Origin of the sequence: Janthinobacterium aestuarii (genome assembly GCF_046113285.1) — a bacterium.
Taxonomy (GTDB): Bacteria; Pseudomonadota; Gammaproteobacteria; order Burkholderiales; family Burkholderiaceae_D; genus Janthinobacterium.
In genome coordinates, this window is the sequence record NZ_CP142524.1 from 5,511,304 (window position 1) to 5,528,112 (window position 16,809).

The window sequence follows — 16,809 nt, forward strand, 5'->3', positions numbered from 1 at the left end:
TATGATCATGGATTCTTCCACGCACCTGTGAATCCGCCATGAACAAGATCAAAACCGGCCTGGTCGGCTACGGCTTTGCCGGCTCCACCTTCCACGCTCCCGTCCTGTCCGCCATCGATGCCCTGGAACTGGCGGCCGTCGCCTCCAGCAAGCCCGAGCTCGTGCACAAGGATTGGCCGCACGCGACCGTGTATGCGGAACCCGCGCAGCTGTTTGCCGATCCGTCCATCGAGCTGGTCGTCATCGCCGCGCCCAACGAGGCGCACTTCAGCCTGGCGCAGGCGGCCCTGCAGGCGGGCAAACACGTGGTGGTCGACAAGCCCTTCACCATTTCCAGCGCGGAGGCGCAGAGTCTGATCGCGCTGGCGAAAGAGCGCCAGCTGGTGCTCAGCGTGTATCACAACCGGCGCTGGGATGGCGACTTCCTGACCCTGCAAGCGCTGCTGGCGCAAGGCACGCTGGGGCGCATCGCCAGCGTCGAATCGCACTTCGACCGTTTCCGCCCCGAGATCCGCCAGCGCTGGCGCGAATCCGGCGCGCCGGGCGGCGGCTTGCTGTACGACCTGGGTCCGCACATGCTGGACCAGGCCATGCAGCTGTTCGGCAAGCCGGAAAAACTGTACGCCGATATCGTCCTGCAGCGCGATGGCGCGCAAGCCGTCGACTACATGCACATCGTTTTGTATTACGACCGGCTGCGCGTGGTGCTGCAAGCGGGCTGCCTGGTGAAGGCGCCGACGGCGCGCTTCGCCGTGCATGGCGACAAGGGCAGTTTCGTGAAATTCGGCCTCGATCCGCAGGAAGATGCGCTGAAGGCGGGCGGCAGGCCGGGCCAGCCCGGCTGGGGCGTGGACCCCGTGCGCGGCGCGCTGCACCTGGGCACGCAGCCGGACGGCCATTGCGAACACCTCGAGATGCAGGCGGGCCGCTACCAGGACTTTTACCAGGGCATGGCCGACGCCATCCGCCACGGCGCACCGGCGCCGGTGGCGGCCGAGGATGCGGCAGCGACGATACGCCTGATCGAACTGGCGCTGCAAAGCGCCGCCGAAGGGCGCGTGCTCGCGGTCAGTTGATGACGAAGGCCAGCACCACGGCGCCCAGCGCCAGCAAGGCCAGGCCGCAGATGAACAACAGCTCGCCCCACGATTCGTAGCGCAAGCGCGACTGGCCGGGGCGCAGCGACATGAACGAGAGCACTGCGCTGACGAGAAAGACGATGGCATCGACGGCGAGCAGCTTGTCGATGACCACGCGCATGTCGCCGCGCGGCGCCAGATGCCCGATCGACAGCACCGTCATGCACACGCCGACCATCGTCGCCGACGTGGGCAGGATATGTGCCGACAAGCCCCGCGCCGACAAGTCCCGTTCGGGCGCCTTGCCGTCGCCAGACATCAAGGCCGGCCCTGGTTCGTTCCCGCCGGCCAGACCAGCTCCACGCGCGCGGAACTGCCCGCCTTGATCTGCACCTTGCGCTCCAGCGACTTGCCGGCCAGGGTGGCGCGCAGGCTGTAGCTGCCTGGCGGCAGTTTCGCCAGCAGGAACGGTCCGCTGGCCGTCGTATCGAGCACCGGAGCGCCCTTGGCATCGCGTATTTCCAGCTTCACATCGGAGGCAAATTCCGCCTTGCCCGCCGCCTGCACGGAAAACACGAGACTCAAGGGCCAATGTCGGCTGGCGCTCTTGATGGCCGTCGACTCATCGAGGCCGATGCCGCCGCTCAGATACTCCACCGCCCCGCTTTTCTGCACGGGCGGCAGTGCACCGTCGGTTTGCGCCTGCGCCGCACTTCCCAGCAACAGCCCGGCGGCCAGCATCGCCGCCGCCAGGCCCAGGGTACCGCGTCTGTTTGATGCCATCTCACTCTCCTCATGTCGGTTGAATCAAGATAGGAAGCGCAGCTTAAACAGGCCTTAGCCCTACATCAACGCCGGCGCATGGCGTCGGCGATCTTCTGGTCCGTCTTGTACTGGCTCAGCGCATATACGGCCCAGATCGTGGCCGGCAGCCAGCCGATCAAGGTGATTTGCAGGATCAGGCAAATGATGCCGGCGATCGGACGGCCGATCGTGAAAAAGGTCAGCCATGGGAGTAACAGGGCAATCAGCAAGCGCATCGTTCGTTCCTTGAGTATTCCCCTGTGCCGCGGGGACCGGGCCGGCATGCGCCGGCGGTAAATGCAGTCAAGCCGATTATAACGATACCCGGCCCTCAAGCCTGCACGGGTGCCAGCAGTTTCTCCATCCAGGCCAGGATGGCGGCAAAGATCGTCTCGCGGTTCACTTCATTGAAATTCTCGTGATAATTGGCCGGATAAAAATGATAGTCGAGCAAGCCATCGGGCACGCTGCGCAGCAGGCTTTCCGTGGCGCGGCTGTCGGCCAGCTTGTCGTCGCCCGCCACCGCGGCGAACAGGGGGAAGCGCCAGTCCGACAGGCCGCCCGCCAGTTCCTTTTGCGCCGACGTCAGCGCATGGGCAAACCGCACCGACGCCGCACTGGCGCGTATGCCGTCGCGCTCGTCCTGGAAATGGCGCGCGGTGATGGTCTGGTCATGCGTGAGCAGCATGGTCAGGTTACCCAGCGGCACCTTCATCGTGGGGAAGCGCCGCGCCAGCCAGCCCGACAGCATCTGCAGCACCTTCGGCACGGGAATCGCATTCACGTAATACGGCGATGAAATCACAAATCCCTTGATGGCCGGATCGCCCGCAAAGCGGCGCAGCCCCAGGTGGGTGGCGATCAGGCCGCCCATGGAGTGGCCCATGACGAAGATCGGCACGCCCGGATACGCCTGCTTGACCCAGGCGAGGAACAGCTCTTCGTCGTCAAGGAAGGCGTCGAACGAGGGGATGTCCACCTTGCGCTTGCCGTCGTGGCCCACCATGTCGAAGCTGACGGTGGCGATGCCGTGCTGGCGGAAGTATAGCGCCGGCGTGACGTAGTCGCCCGCATGCGCCATGCCGCCGTGGATCGCCAGGATCACGGCGCGAGGGGGCTGTGGCGGCTGCCAGATGTGGATGGGCCGTTCGACCCGGTCGCTGCACAGCAGGCTGGCCATCTTGTCTTCTGAAAAACGCATTGCTGCTCCTGTCATGCCCTGTCACGCCTTCAGATGATCGATCAACTGGCGCGCATACAGGGGTAATTCACTGAACTGGCGCACGCAGATCGTCAGATTGCGTACCGACCAGGGATCGGATAATTCCAGGCAGCGCAGCGCCATCGTTTGCTGGCAGCGGCTGGCCGCCGCCAGCGGCACCACGCTGATGCCCACGCCGCTGGCCACCATGCGGCACACGGCATCGAAGCTGCGCAGTCGCACGCGCACCTTCAAGGGGCGGCCCAGGCGTGCCGCATGCATGCCCAGATACTGCTGCATCGCGCTGTCGTCGGCCAGGCCGATGAAATCGTGATCCAGCAGCGTGGAGAACGCGACGACGCCATCCTGGCCCAGGGCGCGGTGATGCACGCCGTCGGCCGCGGCGATCACCACCAGCCGGTCGGGGCGGAACAAAAACGTCTGCAAGCCGCGCATGTCGACCGAGTCGGACACGATGCCCATGTCGGCCAGCCCTTCCGAGACGGCCTTGACGATATCGTAACTGAGGCGCTCTTCCAGGTCGATGGTCAGGTTCGGATGGCGGTCGAGAAAAGCGCCTAGCGCCTCGGGCAAAAATTCGCTGAGCGCGGCCGTATTGCACAGCAGGCGCAACTGCCCTTTCAAGCCGCGCGCAAACTCGCCAAGCTCGCCACGCATTTTCTCCATTTGCAGCAAGACGAGGCGCGCGTGATGCAGCAGGGTCTGGCCCACGGGCGTCGGCTCCACGCCGCGCCGGCCCCGCAGCAGCAAGGGCATGCCCAGCATCTCTTCCATGCCGCGCACGCGCGCACTGCTGGAGGCCAATGCGAGATGGCTGCGCGCGGCGCCCGCCGTCAGGCTGCCCGCTTCCACCACGTTGACGAACAGCTGCAAATCGACCAGATCAAAGCGCATGACGGCTCTCCTTTTCACCATCTTACCAGCCTTCGTATTTTACCGAGGCTGACTCAAAATAATCCACCTTGGCGAAACCGCCCAGCACGCGCAGAATTCACGCAATTTACTGTGGAACAGAAAAAATGGAGACGTCATTTCTGCTGGCCGTCGGCGCCAGCTTCCTCGTCGCTGGCTTCGTCAAGGGCGTAGTCGGATTGGGCTTGCCGACGGTGGCCATGGGCACGCTCAGCCTCGTCATGCCGCCCGTGCAGGCGGCGGCCCTGTTGATCGTGCCGTCGATGGTGACGAATATCTGGCAACTGGCGGCCGGCCCCGGCCTGCGCGCGCTGCTGCGGCGCCTGTGGCCCATGCTGGCCGCCGTCATGGCCGCTACCGTGGCGGGCGGCGCCCTGCTGCCGGCCGACAGCGGCGCCTGGGCCGTCGTCGCGCTGGGCGTGGCGCTGATGCTGTATGCGCTGGCGGGCCTGTTCTCGCTGCAGCTGCGCGTGCCGGCGCGGCACGAAGCCTGGCTGAACCCCGTGGCAGGCGCCGTGACGGGACTGGTGACGGCCGCCACGGGCGTGTTCGTGATCCCCGCCGTGCCGTATCTGCAGGGACTGGGGCTGGCGCGCGATGCGCTGGTGCAGGCGCTGGGCCTGGCCTTTACGGCATCAACGGTGGCGCTGGCGGCCAGCCTGGCCCTGCACGGCGACTTCAGCCTCGGCGCGGCCGGCGCATCCGCGTATGCGCTGCTGCCGGCGCTGGCCGGCATGCTGGCCGGTCAATGGCTGCGCGGGCGCATCGCGCAGCAGGTATTCAAGCGCTGCTTTTTTATCGGCCTGTTCGCCCTGGGCCTGCATGCGGCGGTCAAACCATGGCTGGCGTGATGCGGATAGACTGGCAAGGGGACAGCGCGCTGTGCGCGTGGATCGACGGCCAGCAGGTGGCCATGCTCGATATCAGCAGGGACGCCGATGAAGTGACGGTGAACATGCTGTTCGTGAAACCGCCGTTCCGCCGGCGCGGCATCGGCGGCGCGCTGCTGCAGCGGCTGCTGCAATGCCATCCGCAAGCTGGCGCCGCCTGCAGCGACCCGCGGCTGCGGGCGCTGCTGGAAAAGACGACTTAAATACCGTAGCGCGTGCGGTACGCGGAAACGGCATCCTTGTATTGGAGCAGTTCCGGATCGGCGCCCGCGCCGTTCAGGTAGCCGAACAAGTCGTCCAGGTTGCCGATCGAGATGACGGGAATGCCGTACTGTTTCGACACTTCCTGCACCGCCGAACTTGGCGACAGCTGGCCGTCCGGGCCGGAACGCTCCATGCGGTCCAGGGCGATCAGCACGGCGCATGGCTCGGCGCCGGCGGCGCGGATCATGTCCACCGATTCGCGCACCGAGGTGCCGGCCGAGATCACATCGTCAATGATGACAACTTTGCCATGCAGCTTGGCGCCGACGATGGTGCCGCCTTCGCCGTGATCCTTGGCTTCCTTGCGGTTGAAGGCGAACGAGGTGTTGCGGCCCTTGCCGGCCAGCGCCACGGCGGTGGCCGACGCCAGGGTGATGCCCTTGTAGGCGGGGCCGAACAGCATGTCGAATTCCACGCCCGAGTCGAGCAGGGTCTGCGCGTAGAACTGCGCCAGTTCGGCCAGGGTGGCGCCGTCATGGAACAGGCCCGCATTGAAGAAGTACGGCGATGATCGCCCGGCCTTGGTGGTGAACTCGCCAAACCGCAAGACTCCCTTGGATACTGAAAACGCGATAAACTGCTGGCGTAAATTATTCACATTAGCCTCATTTTTTAAAAGTGCCTGTATTTTAATCCGCGCGCAGCGGCGAGACAATCGCCATGCCGCGCCCGCCGGCCCCGTCCAGCGCCCTTTTCATTCTCACTCTATGCCAAAAATTATCTCCGCCAACCTGAACGGCATCCGTTCCGCCGCCAAAAAAGGCTTTTTCAACTGGATGGGCACGCAGACGGCCGATTTCATCTGCGTACAGGAATTGAAGGCGCAGCTGCCCGACATGACGCCGGAATTCCTCAACCCGCACGGCTACCATGGCCATTTCCACTATGCCGAGAAAAAGGGCTACTCCGGCACGGGCGTATACAGCAAGGTGGAACCGGACGCCGTGCATATCGGTTTCGGCAGCCCTGAATTCGATGCCGAAGGCCGCTACGTGCGCTGCGATTTTGGCAACCTGTCCGTCATTTCCGTGTACTGCCCGTCCGGCTCGTCCGGGCCGGAACGCCAGGAAGCCAAGTTTCGCTTCATGGAACTGTTCCTGCCGCACCTGCTGGAATTGAAGGCGCTGGGCCGCGAAGTGGTCATCTGCGGCGACTGGAACATCGCCCACCATGAAATCGACCTGAAGAACTGGAAGGGCAACAAAAAGAATTCCGGCTTCCTGCCGGAAGAGCGTGCGTGGCTGACGCGCGTCTTCGACGAAGTGGGCTTTGTCGACGTGCACCGCGGCCTGGACAAGCGCGAAGACCAGTACACGTGGTGGAGCAACCGCGGACAAGCCTACGCGAAGAACGTGGGCTGGCGCATCGATTACCACGTCGCCACGCCCGGCATCGCAGCCCAGGCGCATACGGTCAGCGTCTACAAGGACGAGCGGTTTTCCGATCACGCACCGTTGATCATCGATTACACGGTCAAGGGCTGATCTGATACGTCCGTGGTAGTGTCGGCTTACGCGCTGCGCGCTAACCCGACCTACGCTGAATCTGCCGTAGGTCGGATTAGGTCCGCAGGACCGTAATCCGACAGCATTGTTGGCACGTCAGTGATGGTGGCGGATTAAGCATGCCACGCCAGCACGCGCCGGCTTTCGAAATGGCGCGGCTCGCCGCTCAAAGGGTCCGTGAAATCGATGGCCCGCGCCAGCAGCTGCAAGGGCTGCGACATGTCGTCTTCCTTGCACGGCAGGGCCACCGGGTAAAACGCATCGTTGACGATGGGGATGCCCAGCGAGGCCAGGTGCACGCGCAGCTGGTGCTTGCGCCCCGTATGCGGCTGCAGCCGGTACAGATTCACGCCGCCGCGCTCTTCGATCACGTCGATGACGGTTTCCGAGTTCGGCTCGCCCGCTTCCTCGCGCATGAGGAAAAACTGCGCGCCCTCGACCATGCGGCTGTGGTAGGTAAATGGAAAATCGCGTCCCGCCAGCACGGGCGCCAGCGCCTCGTACGTCTTGCGCACCTCGCGGCGCTGGAACAGCGACTGATAGGCGCCACGGCTGGCGATCTGGCGCGAAAAAATCACCACGCCGGCCGTCTCGCGGTCGAGGCGGTGGATCGGCGTGAGGTCGGCGCTATCGAGCCGTTTCTTCAGGCGCGTCAGCAAGGTCTCCTGCACGAAGCGCCCGCCCGGCGTCATGGGCAGGAAATGCGGCTTGTCGACCACGATCAGATGCTCGTCCTGAAACAGGATATCTTCCTGGAAGGGAATCGGCGTTTCCCGCTCCAGCTCGCGGTAGTAAAAAATGCGCATGCCGCGCTTGTATCCGCTGCCGGGCGCCAGCACGGCGCCGTCGCCATCGACCACTTCACCGCGCGCCATGCGGTCCCTCCATTGCGCGGCGCTGATCTGCGGATAGCGCTCGACCAGAAAGGACAGCATGTCCGGCCACTGCCCTTCCGGCAGCCACAGGTAGCTGGCCGCCACGCCGTCGCGCATGGGCAAAGGTGCGGCGGCGTGACGCTTGGTCATCCTAGCGCTGCGCGATGGCGTTGCTGCGGTATGGCGGCAAGGCGTCCACGCTGACGCCCTTGCTGCGCGCGTACAGGGGCAGCACTTGCGCCATGTGGCTGTTCATCTGCGAGATACGGTCCTTGCCCGACGGGTGCGTCGAGAGGAATTCCGGCGGCGCGCCCTTGCTCACGGCCGCCATTTTCTGCCACAGGATGACACCGGCGCGCGGGTCGAAACCGGCGCGCGCGGCCAGGTCCATGCCGATCAAGTCCGCTTCGCGTTCATCGTCGCGCGAAAACTTCAGCATCACGCCCTGCGCCGCCATATTCGTGGCGGTACTGGTGATGCTCGGATCGACACCGAGCCAGGCCGACAGTCCGGCGCCGGCCAGCTTGGCGCCGACGGCGGCCAGGTTGCCCTTGCCCGCCTGCGCCTGCGAGTGTTCGCGCAAGGCGTGCGAAATCTCATGGCCCATGACGATGGCCACTTCGTCGTCGGTCAGATTCAGCTTGGTGATGATGCCGCTGTAAAAAGCGATCTGCCCGCCCGGCATGCAGAATGCATTGACCTGGTCGGAATTGAGCAGGTTGACCTGCCAGTTCCAGTCGGCCGCCGCCTCGTTCCAGCGCGTGGCAAACGGGATGATGCGCTGGGCGATGGCGCGCAGGCGTTTCACTTGCGGATCGCTGTCGGGCACCAGCGCATTTTTTTCCTTCGCCTCGTTGACCAGCTGCGCATATTGCTGCTTCGATTGTGCATTGAAATCGGCGCCGCCGGCAAAGATGCGCGACGTCGACAGGGGACGCACCTTGATGCCGTCCTGGACCGTCGCCTGCTGGGCATGGGCGGACAGGGGCGCCAGCGCGGTGGCCGCGCACAGGCTGGCCAGGATGGCGTAACGTTTAAGGGATATTGGTGCCATTGGCAGACCTCCATGGAGCAATTTTAGGCAGCATCATCATGGCCGGAAAGGCCAGGAAGAAGCACACGATGAAAAACGAGAACCAGCCCAATTCCGCGACCAGAAAGCCCACCGAGGCATTGATCAGGGTGCGCGGCACGGCGCTCAGGCTGGAAAACAAGGCATATTGCGTGGCCGTATAGCGCGGGTCCGTGGTGCGCGACAGGAACGCGACAAAGGCGGCCGCGCCCAGGCCCAGGCTGGCGAAGGCTTCAAAACCGATCACGGCGCTGAGCAGCATGGTATTCGGCCCCACCTGCGCCAGCCAGGCGAAACCCAGAATCGCGATCGCCTGCAGCGCGCCAAACACCCACAGGCCCCGGTTGATGCCCAGCTTGAGCATCCACACGCCACCGACCACGCCACCGGCCAGGCTGGCCCAGAAACCCGTGGTGTTGGCGGCCAGGCCGATCTGCGTCATGGAAAAACCCAGGTCCAGATAGAACTTCGTCGCCAGCGCCGTGGCCATGCTGTCGCCGATTTTGTAGAGTAATACGAAGGCAAGTATCCACATTGCGTTACGCCAACCATCGCGTGCGATGAATTCCTGGAACGGCAGGATGATCGCTTCGCGCATGGTCTTTGGCGGCGAGCCGTACACGGTGGGTTCCCTGATCAGCAAGGTGCACATGAGGCCCGGCAGCATGAAGGCGGCCGTGATCCAGAACACGGGCTGCCATGGCATGCGGTCGGCCAGGATCAGCGACAGCGCGCCCGGCACCATGCCCGCCACTTTATACGCGTTGACGATGACGGCCGCGCCCAGGCCCTGCTCGTTGTCGGCAAGGATTTCACGCCGGTAGGCGTCGATGACGATGTCCTGGCTGGCCGACAGAAAGGCCACGCCGCCGGCGGCGGCCGCGATCAGGCCGATCTGCGTGAGCGGATCGAGCATGCCCATGGCGCCGATGGAAAAGAACAGCGCCACTTGCGTGAGCGCCATCCAGCCGCGCCGGCGTCCCAGTCCCAGGATGCGGTAGCGGTCCATCAGGGGCGCCCACAGGAATTTCCAGATGTACGGGAACTGCACCAGGGCGAACAGCCCCAGCGCCTTGACGTTCAAGCCCGACTTGGCCAGCCATGCCTGCAGCAGGTACAGCAGGATGAACAGGGGCAGGCCGGAACTGAAGCCCAGCACCAGCACGGCCAGCATGCGGCCATTGGCATAGGAACGCCAGCCGGGCGCCGGGCTTGTGCTCATCAATGCACCGCTTTTTTACGCAGGCGGAAGACGGCCAGGTCGCCACGCAGGTTCGGCAGCACGGAAACCATCTTGCCTTCGGCCAGGGCCACGCATTCGATCACTTCCAGGCCGCATTCCTCGGCCAGCTCGCGGAAGTCGTTGATGGTGGCGCAGCGCACGTTGGGCGTGTCGTACCACTGGTAGGGCAGCGACTTCGACACGGGCATGCGGCCTTTCAGCAAGGCCACGCGGTGCGGCCAGTAGGCGAAGTTGGGGAACGAGACGATAGCCTCGGCGCCCACGCGCACGATGTCGCGCAGCAGCGGCTCGACCTGCTTCATCATCTGCAAGGACGACAGGCACAGCACCGTATCGAAACTGTTGTCGCCAAAGATGGCCAGGCCCTTTTCCATGTCCTGCTGGATCACGTTCACGCCGCGCAGGGTGCTGGCCAGCACCTTGTCGTCGGCGATCTCGATGCCATAGCCGCTGCACTCCTTGTCGCTTTGCAGATACTGCAGCATCACGCCTTCGCCGCAGCCCACGTCCAGCACATGCGCGTTGTTCGGCACCCAATGGGCGATGAAGGCCAGGTCGGGGCGCAGCGCGCTCAATTCGTCAAAAGTCATGCGGTCTCCTTGGCGCCCTGGCGGACGGCGGTGTGCGGTGCAGGAGCGGGCAAGCCCGCCCCGATGTCGTTCCAAACCTGGCCATAATAGGCGCGCACCATGTTCATGTAGCGCGCATCTTCCAGCAGGAAGGCGTCGTGGCCGTGCGGCGCGTCGATTTCGGCATACGTGACCTGGCGGCGGTTGCACACCAGCGCTTCGACGATCTCGCGGCTGCGTTCTGGCGAGAAGCGCCAGTCGGTGGAAAACGAGGCGAGGAAGAACCTGGCCTTGGTACCCGACAGGGCTTTGGCCAGGTCGCCGCCATGCGCGCGCGCCGGATCGAAATAGTCGAGCGCCTTGGTGATCAATAAATACGTGTTCGCGTCGAAGTACTCGGAGAACTTGTCTCCCTGGTAGCGCAGATACGATTCGATCTCGAAGTCGATGCCGAAGCCGAATTTGTAGTCGCCCGTCTGCGCCGCGTCGCGCAGCTTGCGGCCGAATTTCTCGGCCATGTCGTCATTCGACAGATACGTGATGTGGCCCACCATGCGCGCCACGCGCAAGCCGTTCTTCGGCACCACGCCGTGCGCATAGAAGTCGCCGCCATGGTAATCGGGGTCGGACAGGATGGCCTGGCGCGCCACGTCATTGAAGGCGATGTTTTGCGCCGACAGCTTGGCCGTCGAGGCGATCACCACGCAGTGGCGCAGCCGCTCGGGGAACATGATGCTCCACGCCAGCGCCTGCATGCCGCCCAGCGATCCGCCCATCACGGCGGCGAACTGGGTGATGCCCAGTTCATCGGCCAGGCGCGCCTGCGCGCTGACCCAGTCTTCCACCGTCACGACGGGGAAGCTGGCGCCATACGGCTTGCCGGTGGCGGGATTGGTGTGCATGGGGCCCGTCGAGCCGAAGCAGGAGCCGAGGTTGTTGACGCCGATGACGAAGAACTTGTCCGTGTCGAGCGGCTTGCCGGGGCCGACCATATTGTCCCACCAGCCCGTGCTTTTCGGCTCGTCCGCATAGACGCCGGCCACGTGGTGCGAGGCGTTCAGGGCGTGGCAGACCAGCACCGCGTTCGATTTGTCGGCGTTCAGGGTGCCGTAGGTTTCATACATCAACATATAGTCCCGCAGCGATGCGCCGCTTTGCAGCTGCAGGGGTTGCGCAAAATACATGGTTTGCGGCGAAACGATTCCAATGGATGACATGTGTGTCGGTTTATAAAAGGGGGGCGGCCCCACGGGCCATGGTCGATGCAGCACCGCGATGATAGGTGCTGCAACTTTAACATCAGGACACCTCTTGCCGCGCGCGAGGTGTCCTGATGCTTAAGGTGACAGTTTACATGAGCTGCAGTTGCTGGACGGCTTCCGCGATCACATTTGGTTCCATCGAACGCATAATTTTGCGCATTTGTGGCGCAATCAGGCCCAGGTCGCTGTTGAGGATCTCTTGCTTGACCGCCAACAGCTGCGCCGGATGCATGGAAAACTCGCGCAAGCCCATGCCCAGCAGCAAGCGCGTGAGCTTCACGTCGCCCGCCATCTCGCCGCACACGGCCACGTCGATGCCCGCCTTGTGGCCGGCCGCGATCGTCATCGAGATCAGCTGCAGCACGGCCGGGTGCAGCGGATTGTACAAATGCGCCACTTCGTAATCGACCCGGTCGATGGCCAGGGTGTACTGGATCAGATCGTTCGTGCCGATCGACAGGAAATCCATGCGCTTGACGAACATGGGCAGGGCCAGCGCGGCGGCCGGAATCTCGATCATGGCGCCCACTTCGACCTCGTCGTCGAACTTGACACCCTCCTCGCGCAGGCTGGCCTTCGCCTGCGCGATCATGGCCAGCGACTGGTCGATCTCGAACGCATGCGCGAGCATGGGAATCAGGATGCGCACCTTGCCGAAGGCGGAGGCGCGCAAAATCGCCCGCAGCTGCGTCAGAAACAGCTGCGGCTCGGCCAGGCAGTAACGGATGGCGCGCAGGCCCAGGGCGGGATTCAAGGCCGTATGGTCGGACTGGTCGAGCGGCTTGTCGGCGCCGATGTCGAGCGTGCGGATGGTGACGACTTTTCCCTTCATCGACTGCACCGTGTTGCGGTAAGCCTCGAACTGCTCGTCCTCGGTGGGAATCTTGTGGGCGCGGCCCATGAACAGGAATTCGGAGCGGAACAGGCCCACGCCGCTGGCCCCCGACTCCAGCGCAAACGCGCAATCCTCGGGCAACTCGATATTCGCCAGCAGGGTGACGGGCGTGCCGCATTTGGTGACGGCCGGCGTCTTTTTCAGCTTGCCCAGCTTCTTGCGCGCGCGCTGCATGGCCACCTGGCGCTCGCGGTACTGTTCCAGCACCAGCGCGCTGGGGTTGGCGATGACGACGCCGGCGTCGCCGTCGATGATCAGCCAGTCATCCTGGTCGATCAGCATCGACGCCTGCGACATCCCGACGGCGGCCGGGATATCGAGGCTGCGCGCGACGATGGCCGTGTGCGAGTTCTGCCCGCCCACGTCGGTGATGAAACCGATGAAGGAGCGGTCGCGGAACTGCAGCATGTCGGCCGGAGAAATGTCGTGCGCGACGACGATCATCTGCGCCATCAATTCGTCTTCGGCCGCGGCCTTGGGCAGCAGCTGCTCCGTGCCCAGCAAGACTTTCAATACGCGCTCGGCCACCTGCTGGATGTCGGCCTTGCGTTCGCGCAGGTACGGGTCTTCGATTTCATCGAACTGCGCCGACAACTCATCGATCTGCGTCAACAGCGCCCATTCGGCGTTGTAATGGCGCTTGCGGATGATGTCGAGCGGAGCTTCGGAAATCATCGGGTCGGAGAGGATCAGCGCATGCACGTCGATGAACGCGCCCAGCTCCGTGGGCGCATCCTTGGGCAGCTCGTTCCACAGGGTCTGCAGTTCCTTGTGGACGGTGGCGATGGCGCTTTGCAGGCGCTGGACTTCGGCTTCGATCTGTTCCTGGGCGACCAGGTAATGTTTGACGTCAAGGGCGGCCGGCGCCAGCAGATGTGCGCGGCCGATGGCGATGCCGCGGGAAACCGGGATGCCGTGGAGCGTGAAAGATGCCATGGGTTGACCTGTCGGAATGCGGCTGCGGCTGCGTTCGGCGGGCATTACTCGCCTTCGCCAAACCTGTCATTAATCAGGGCGGTGAGCGCATCGACACATGCCTGCTCATCATCGCCCTCGGCTTCCAGGGTCACTTTCGCGCCCTTGCCGGCGGCCAGCATCATCACGCCCATGATGGACTTGGCGTTGATGCGGCGCGCGTTGCGGGTCAGCCAGACGTCGCTCTTGAACTTGGCGGCGAGCTGGGTAAATTTGGCGGAGGCGCGTGCGTGCAGTCCCAGCTTGTTGATGATTTCGAGTTCTTTTTGAATCATTTTTGTATGGTCTCTATCCCTGAATGCACTACGCTGATGACAATCTTGGCCTATAAAACCCGCCGCCTTCAGGGCGGCGGCCATGTACTTCCTTACTCGCCCACGCGAATGCGGTTATCGACGCGCACGGCGCCGCTTTGCGCGCCGGCCAGCGCCATCTCCACCACCACGTCGAGCGTGTCGCGGCGATACGTGATGGCGCGCAGCAGCATCGGCAGGCTGATGCCGGCGATGACTTCCACCCTGCCCGCATCGGCCAGCTTGTTGCAGCAGTTCGACGGCGTGCCGCCCTTCACGTCGGTAATCACCAGCACGCCGGAACCGTCGTCGAGGCGGCAGATGGCGTCCGACGCCAGCTTTTGCACTTCCGCCAGGTCCTGGTCGGCGACGACGTCGATGGCTTCAAACCGCTCCGTTGGACCGCGAAACACATGCGCGCAGGCAGCGATGAAAGCCTGTCCCAGCGGTGCATGTGTCATGAGCAAAATCCCTACCATAGTCAATACCCTCTAGCGCTGCTGCGCTTGCGCAACGCCATGCTCGACGGCGTCGACAAACATGGCCGCCACGTCAAAGCCCGTCTGCTGCATTATTTCCTGGAAGCAGGTCGGGCTGGTGACATTGACTTCCGTCAGATAGTCGCCGATCACGTCCAATCCTACCAGCATCAGGCCACGCGCGGCCAGGATCGGGCCCAGCTTTTCTGCGATTTCCAGGTCGCGCGCCGTCAATGGCTGCGCCACACCCGTGCCGCCGGCGGCCAGGTTGCCCCGCACTTCGCCCGCCTGCGGGATGCGCGCCAGCGAAAACGGCACCGGCTTGCCGCCGATGACGAGGATGCGCTTGTCGCCCTTGACGATGTCGGCGATGAAACGCTGCGCCATGATGGTCTGCGCGCCGTTCTCGCTCAAGGTCTCGATGATGGCGCCCAGGTTCAGGCCATCGGCCTTGACGCGGAAGATGCCCGTGCCGCCCATGCCGTCGAGCGGCTTGAAGATGACGTCCTGGTGTTTGGCGTGGAAGGCGCGCAGGCGCGCTTCATCCGACGTCACCAGGGTCGGCGACGTGAATTCGGAAAACTGGGCAATGGCCAGCTTTTCATTGTTGTCGCGGATGGCGGACGGCTTGTTGAAGACGTGCGCGCCCTGCTTTTCCGCCAGTTCCAGCAAATACGTGCCGTACACGTATTCCATGTCGAACGGCGGGTCCTTGCGCTCGATGATGGCGTCCAGGGCCGACAGGCGCACTTCCTCGGTCGAGACGACCTTGTACCAATCGTGTTCGTCGCCCGTCAGCGCGATGTGGTTTACCCGTGCCGTGACGATGCCCTCTTCCAGCGCCATGTCCTTCTGTTCGAACGCGTACACGGCATGACCGCGTTTGGCCGCCTCGCGCATCATGGCGAAGGTGGAATCTTTGTAAGTCTTGAAGCCTGCCAGCGGGTCGGCAAGGAATGCAATTTTCATGGTGCGTCCAATCGGGGAGCCTGATAAGGAATGCTTGATTCTAGCCGAGATCGCCAGGTGCGGTAGTCACCGCGCCCGGCAAGCTGCGGGGAGCGATCAATACACCTCGGGATTCGGGTCCGTGCGCTCCATTTCCAGCGACGCCGCCAGCAAGGCCAGGCGCGCCACCACGCCATACACATAGAAGCGGTTCGGCGCGGCCGTGCCCGGCTTGGCCTTCAAGTCCGGCACGGCATGCTGCTGGGCAAACGCCAGCGGCACGTACTGCGAGCCAGGCGCGTTCAGATTCTGGTCGACACCCTTTTCCGCGTGCACGCGGTAGAAGCCGCCCACCACATAGCGGTCGATCATGTAGACGACGGGTTCGGCCACGGCATCCTTGATGCTTTCAAACGTGGGCACGCCTTCCTGGATGATGACGTCGGTGACGACCTTGCCGTCCTTGACGATGGACATCTTGTCGCGCTGCTTGCGCGACAGGTCGCGCACTTCGCTGGCGTCGCGCACCGTCATGATGCCCGTGCCATACGTGCCCGCATCGGGCTTGACGATGACGAAGGGCTTTTCCTTGATGCCGTATTCCTTGTATTTCTTGCGGATCTTGGCCAGCAGCACGTCGACGCTGGCGGCCAGCGCGTCTTCGCCCTCGCCTTCCTGGAAATTGACGTCGCTGCACTTGGCGTGGAAGGGATTGAGCATCCACGGGTCGACATCGATCATCTTGCCGAATTTTTTCACCACTTCATCGTAGGCCGTGTAGTGGTTGCTCTTGCGGCGCAAAGCCCAGCCCGCGTGCAAGGGCGGCAGCAAGCTTTGTTCATGAATATTTTGCAAGATATCGGGGATGCCGTCCGACAAGTCGTTATTCAGCAGAATCGTGCACGGGTCGAAATCCTTCAAGCCCAGGCGGCGACCGTTGTTCAGGCGCACGAGGGGCTCGATGACGAGCATGTTGCCGTCCGGCAGGGCCAGCGGTGTCGGCTGGGTGATCTCGGGCGACCACGAACCGAAGCGCACGTGCAGTCCCGTCTGGCGGAAGATTTGCATCAGGCGCGCCACGTTCTGCAGGTATTGCGGCGTGGTGTTGTGCAATTCCGGCACGATCAGCAGGTTGCGGGCGTCCGGGCAATACTTGTCGATGGCAGCCATGGCGGCCTGCACGGACAGGGGCAGCATTTCCGTGGCCAGGTTATGGAAACCGCCAGGGAACAGATTGGTATCGACGGGCGCCAGTTTGTAGCCGGCGTTACGCAAGTCTACCGAGCAATAGAAGGGCGGCGTGTGTTCTTGCCACTCCATGCGAAACCAGCGCTCAATGGCCGGCGTCGCGGCCAGAATCTTTTTTTCGAGGTCGAGCAGCGGTCCGGTCAGGGCCGTGACGAGATGGGGAACCATAGTTACATCCTTAAATTATGTGCAGTATTCAAAAAAGCACACAGAACTGCCGACTATATTACCGTGTAAGTACCCCAAATCGGGGCAAAACCCTTGTTTTAAAGAC

The 16,809-nt window shown here is 63.5% G+C and carries 20 protein-coding genes; 4 read left to right on the plus strand and 16 right to left on the minus strand.

The window, feature by feature from the left end:
- The first annotated feature begins 38 nt into the window (after positions 1–38).
- A complete protein-coding gene (locus tag OX462_RS24765) occupies positions 39–1,076 on the plus strand; it encodes an oxidoreductase (RefSeq protein ID WP_409027287.1) in 1,038 nt (345 codons plus the stop codon).
- On the opposite strand, the gene OX462_RS24770 is transcribed toward OX462_RS24765, so the two are convergent.
- From OX462_RS24770 to OX462_RS24790, 5 genes are all read right to left on the minus strand, one after another.
- On the minus strand, positions 1,069–1,398 hold the full coding sequence (locus tag OX462_RS24770; RefSeq protein ID WP_409028781.1) for a hypothetical protein: 330 nt from the start codon (positions 1,396–1,398) through the stop codon (positions 1,069–1,071). The two genes, OX462_RS24765 and OX462_RS24770, sit on opposite strands and share 8 nt — an antisense overlap.
- Positions 1,398–1,862, minus strand: a complete 465-nt coding sequence (locus OX462_RS24775) for a carboxypeptidase regulatory-like domain-containing protein (protein ID WP_409027288.1) — start codon at positions 1,860–1,862, stop codon at positions 1,398–1,400. The genes OX462_RS24770 and OX462_RS24775 overlap by 1 nt, the downstream gene beginning before the upstream one ends.
- A 65-nt stretch (positions 1,863–1,927) precedes the next feature.
- Entirely contained in the window at positions 1,928–2,119 is a 192-nt protein-coding gene (locus OX462_RS24780; RefSeq protein WP_070222801.1) for a YqaE/Pmp3 family membrane protein, read from the minus strand.
- 95 nt (positions 2,120–2,214) lie between these two features.
- Positions 2,215–3,084 carry an alpha/beta fold hydrolase gene (locus OX462_RS24785; protein WP_409027289.1) on the minus strand — a complete coding sequence of 290 codons (870 nt, stop codon included), beginning with the start codon at positions 3,082–3,084 and terminating at the stop codon, positions 2,215–2,217.
- A 21-nt stretch (positions 3,085–3,105) separates the two neighbouring features.
- On the minus strand, positions 3,106–3,999 hold the full coding sequence (locus OX462_RS24790; RefSeq protein ID WP_070222806.1) for a LysR family transcriptional regulator: 894 nt from the start codon (positions 3,997–3,999) through the stop codon (positions 3,106–3,108).
- A 125-nt stretch (positions 4,000–4,124) separates the two neighbouring features.
- Between OX462_RS24790 and OX462_RS24795 the strand changes: the two genes are divergently transcribed.
- Complete coding sequence (locus tag OX462_RS24795; protein WP_409027290.1) at positions 4,125–4,868, plus strand: sulfite exporter TauE/SafE family protein; 744 nt, start codon at positions 4,125–4,127, stop codon at positions 4,866–4,868.
- On the plus strand, positions 4,856–5,110 hold the full coding sequence (locus OX462_RS24800; RefSeq protein ID WP_070222810.1) for a GNAT family N-acetyltransferase: 255 nt from the start codon (positions 4,856–4,858) through the stop codon (positions 5,108–5,110). Before OX462_RS24795 ends, OX462_RS24800 begins: the two co-directional genes overlap by 13 nt.
- Here OX462_RS24800 and pyrE read toward each other — a convergent pair.
- Positions 5,107–5,769, minus strand: coding sequence for an orotate phosphoribosyltransferase (pyrE, locus tag OX462_RS24805; protein WP_070222812.1), 663 nt, complete (start codon positions 5,767–5,769; stop codon positions 5,107–5,109). The two genes, OX462_RS24800 and pyrE, sit on opposite strands and share 4 nt — an antisense overlap.
- 109 nt (positions 5,770–5,878) lie before the next feature.
- On the opposite strand from pyrE, the gene OX462_RS24810 reads away from it, so the two are divergent.
- Positions 5,879–6,655, plus strand: coding sequence for an exodeoxyribonuclease III (locus OX462_RS24810; protein WP_070222814.1), 777 nt, complete (start codon positions 5,879–5,881; stop codon positions 6,653–6,655).
- A gap of 134 nt (positions 6,656–6,789) precedes the next feature.
- On the opposite strand, the gene OX462_RS24815 is transcribed toward OX462_RS24810, so the two are convergent.
- The 10 genes from OX462_RS24815 to gshA all read right to left on the minus strand — a co-directional run bounded on the left by OX462_RS24815 (position 6,790) and on the right by gshA (position 16,703).
- Positions 6,790–7,701 carry a pseudouridine synthase gene (locus OX462_RS24815; protein WP_070289938.1) on the minus strand — a complete coding sequence of 304 codons (912 nt, stop codon included), beginning with the start codon at positions 7,699–7,701 and terminating at the stop codon, positions 6,790–6,792.
- A gap of 1 nt (position 7,702) precedes the next feature.
- Positions 7,703–8,605 carry a M48 family metallopeptidase gene (locus tag OX462_RS24820; protein ID WP_070289936.1) on the minus strand — a complete coding sequence of 301 codons (903 nt, stop codon included), beginning with the start codon at positions 8,603–8,605 and terminating at the stop codon, positions 7,703–7,705.
- Complete coding sequence (locus OX462_RS24825; RefSeq protein WP_070289934.1) at positions 8,586–9,845, minus strand: AmpG family muropeptide MFS transporter; 1,260 nt, start codon at positions 9,843–9,845, stop codon at positions 8,586–8,588. The genes OX462_RS24820 and OX462_RS24825 overlap by 20 nt, the downstream gene beginning before the upstream one ends.
- The gene (gene metW, locus OX462_RS24830) at positions 9,845–10,456 is read right to left on the minus strand and encodes a methionine biosynthesis protein MetW (RefSeq protein WP_070222822.1); all 612 of its coding nucleotides are present in this window, start codon (positions 10,454–10,456) and stop codon (positions 9,845–9,847) included. Before metW ends, OX462_RS24825 begins: the two co-directional genes overlap by 1 nt.
- Positions 10,453–11,652 carry a homoserine O-succinyltransferase MetX gene (locus OX462_RS24835; protein WP_071650235.1) on the minus strand — a complete coding sequence of 400 codons (1,200 nt, stop codon included), beginning with the start codon at positions 11,650–11,652 and terminating at the stop codon, positions 10,453–10,455. The genes metW and OX462_RS24835 overlap by 4 nt, the downstream gene beginning before the upstream one ends.
- Positions 11,653–11,785: 133 nt before the next feature.
- Positions 11,786–13,528 (minus strand): phosphoenolpyruvate--protein phosphotransferase, encoded by a 1,743-nt coding sequence (gene ptsP / locus OX462_RS24840; RefSeq protein WP_070222880.1) that lies wholly within the window; start codon positions 13,526–13,528, stop codon positions 11,786–11,788.
- 44 nt (positions 13,529–13,572) lie between these two features.
- Positions 13,573–13,842, minus strand: a complete 270-nt coding sequence (locus OX462_RS24845; RefSeq protein ID WP_010393142.1) for an HPr family phosphocarrier protein — start codon at positions 13,840–13,842, stop codon at positions 13,573–13,575.
- Between the two features lie 92 nt (positions 13,843–13,934).
- Positions 13,935–14,339, minus strand: coding sequence for a PTS sugar transporter subunit IIA (locus OX462_RS24850; protein ID WP_035824452.1), 405 nt, complete (start codon positions 14,337–14,339; stop codon positions 13,935–13,937).
- 12 nt (positions 14,340–14,351) lie between these two features.
- Positions 14,352–15,308 (minus strand): glutathione synthase, encoded by a 957-nt coding sequence (gene gshB / locus OX462_RS24855; protein ID WP_070222826.1) that lies wholly within the window; start codon positions 15,306–15,308, stop codon positions 14,352–14,354.
- Positions 15,309–15,404: 96 nt separating this feature from the next.
- Positions 15,405–16,703: a glutamate--cysteine ligase gene (gene gshA, locus OX462_RS24860; RefSeq protein ID WP_070222828.1), complete on the minus strand. Its 1,299-nt coding sequence runs from the start codon at positions 16,701–16,703 to the stop codon at positions 15,405–15,407.
- Positions 16,704–16,809 lie beyond the last annotated feature (106 nt).

Excerpts from the sequence above, each read along its gene's own strand:
- OX462_RS24765 (WP_409027287.1), top strand. The coding sequence starts at position 39 with ATGAACAAGATCAAAACCGGCCTGGTCGGCTACGGCTTTGCCGGCTCC.
- OX462_RS24770 (WP_409028781.1), bottom strand. The coding sequence starts at position 1,398 with ATGTCTGGCGACGGCAAGGCGCCCGAACGGGACTTGTCGGCGCGGGGC.
- OX462_RS24775 (WP_409027288.1), bottom strand. The coding sequence starts at position 1,862 with ATGGCATCAAACAGACGCGGTACCCTGGGCCTGGCGGCGGCGATGCTG.
- OX462_RS24780 (WP_070222801.1), bottom strand. The coding sequence starts at position 2,119 with ATGCGCTTGCTGATTGCCCTGTTACTCCCATGGCTGACCTTTTTCACG.
- OX462_RS24785 (WP_409027289.1), bottom strand. The coding sequence starts at position 3,084 with ATGCGTTTTTCAGAAGACAAGATGGCCAGCCTGCTGTGCAGCGACCGG.
- OX462_RS24790 (WP_070222806.1), bottom strand. The coding sequence starts at position 3,999 with ATGCGCTTTGATCTGGTCGATTTGCAGCTGTTCGTCAACGTGGTGGAA.
- OX462_RS24795 (WP_409027290.1), top strand. The coding sequence starts at position 4,125 with ATGGAGACGTCATTTCTGCTGGCCGTCGGCGCCAGCTTCCTCGTCGCT.
- OX462_RS24800 (WP_070222810.1), top strand. The coding sequence starts at position 4,856 with ATGGCTGGCGTGATGCGGATAGACTGGCAAGGGGACAGCGCGCTGTGC.
- OX462_RS24810 (WP_070222814.1), top strand. The coding sequence starts at position 5,879 with ATGCCAAAAATTATCTCCGCCAACCTGAACGGCATCCGTTCCGCCGCC.
- OX462_RS24815 (WP_070289938.1), bottom strand. The coding sequence starts at position 7,701 with ATGACCAAGCGTCACGCCGCCGCACCTTTGCCCATGCGCGACGGCGTG.
- OX462_RS24820 (WP_070289936.1), bottom strand. The coding sequence starts at position 8,605 with ATGGCACCAATATCCCTTAAACGTTACGCCATCCTGGCCAGCCTGTGC.
- OX462_RS24825 (WP_070289934.1), bottom strand. The coding sequence starts at position 9,845 with ATGAGCACAAGCCCGGCGCCCGGCTGGCGTTCCTATGCCAATGGCCGC.
- metW (WP_070222822.1), bottom strand. The coding sequence starts at position 10,456 with ATGACTTTTGACGAATTGAGCGCGCTGCGCCCCGACCTGGCCTTCATC.
- OX462_RS24835 (WP_071650235.1), bottom strand. The coding sequence starts at position 11,652 with ATGTCATCCATTGGAATCGTTTCGCCGCAAACCATGTATTTTGCGCAA.
- ptsP (WP_070222880.1), bottom strand. The coding sequence starts at position 13,528 with ATGGCATCTTTCACGCTCCACGGCATCCCGGTTTCCCGCGGCATCGCC.
- OX462_RS24845 (WP_010393142.1), bottom strand. The coding sequence starts at position 13,842 with ATGATTCAAAAAGAACTCGAAATCATCAACAAGCTGGGACTGCACGCA.
- OX462_RS24850 (WP_035824452.1), bottom strand. The coding sequence starts at position 14,339 with ATGGTAGGGATTTTGCTCATGACACATGCACCGCTGGGACAGGCTTTC.
- gshB (WP_070222826.1), bottom strand. The coding sequence starts at position 15,308 with ATGAAAATTGCATTCCTTGCCGACCCGCTGGCAGGCTTCAAGACTTAC.
- gshA (WP_070222828.1), bottom strand. The coding sequence starts at position 16,703 with ATGGTTCCCCATCTCGTCACGGCCCTGACCGGACCGCTGCTCGACCTC.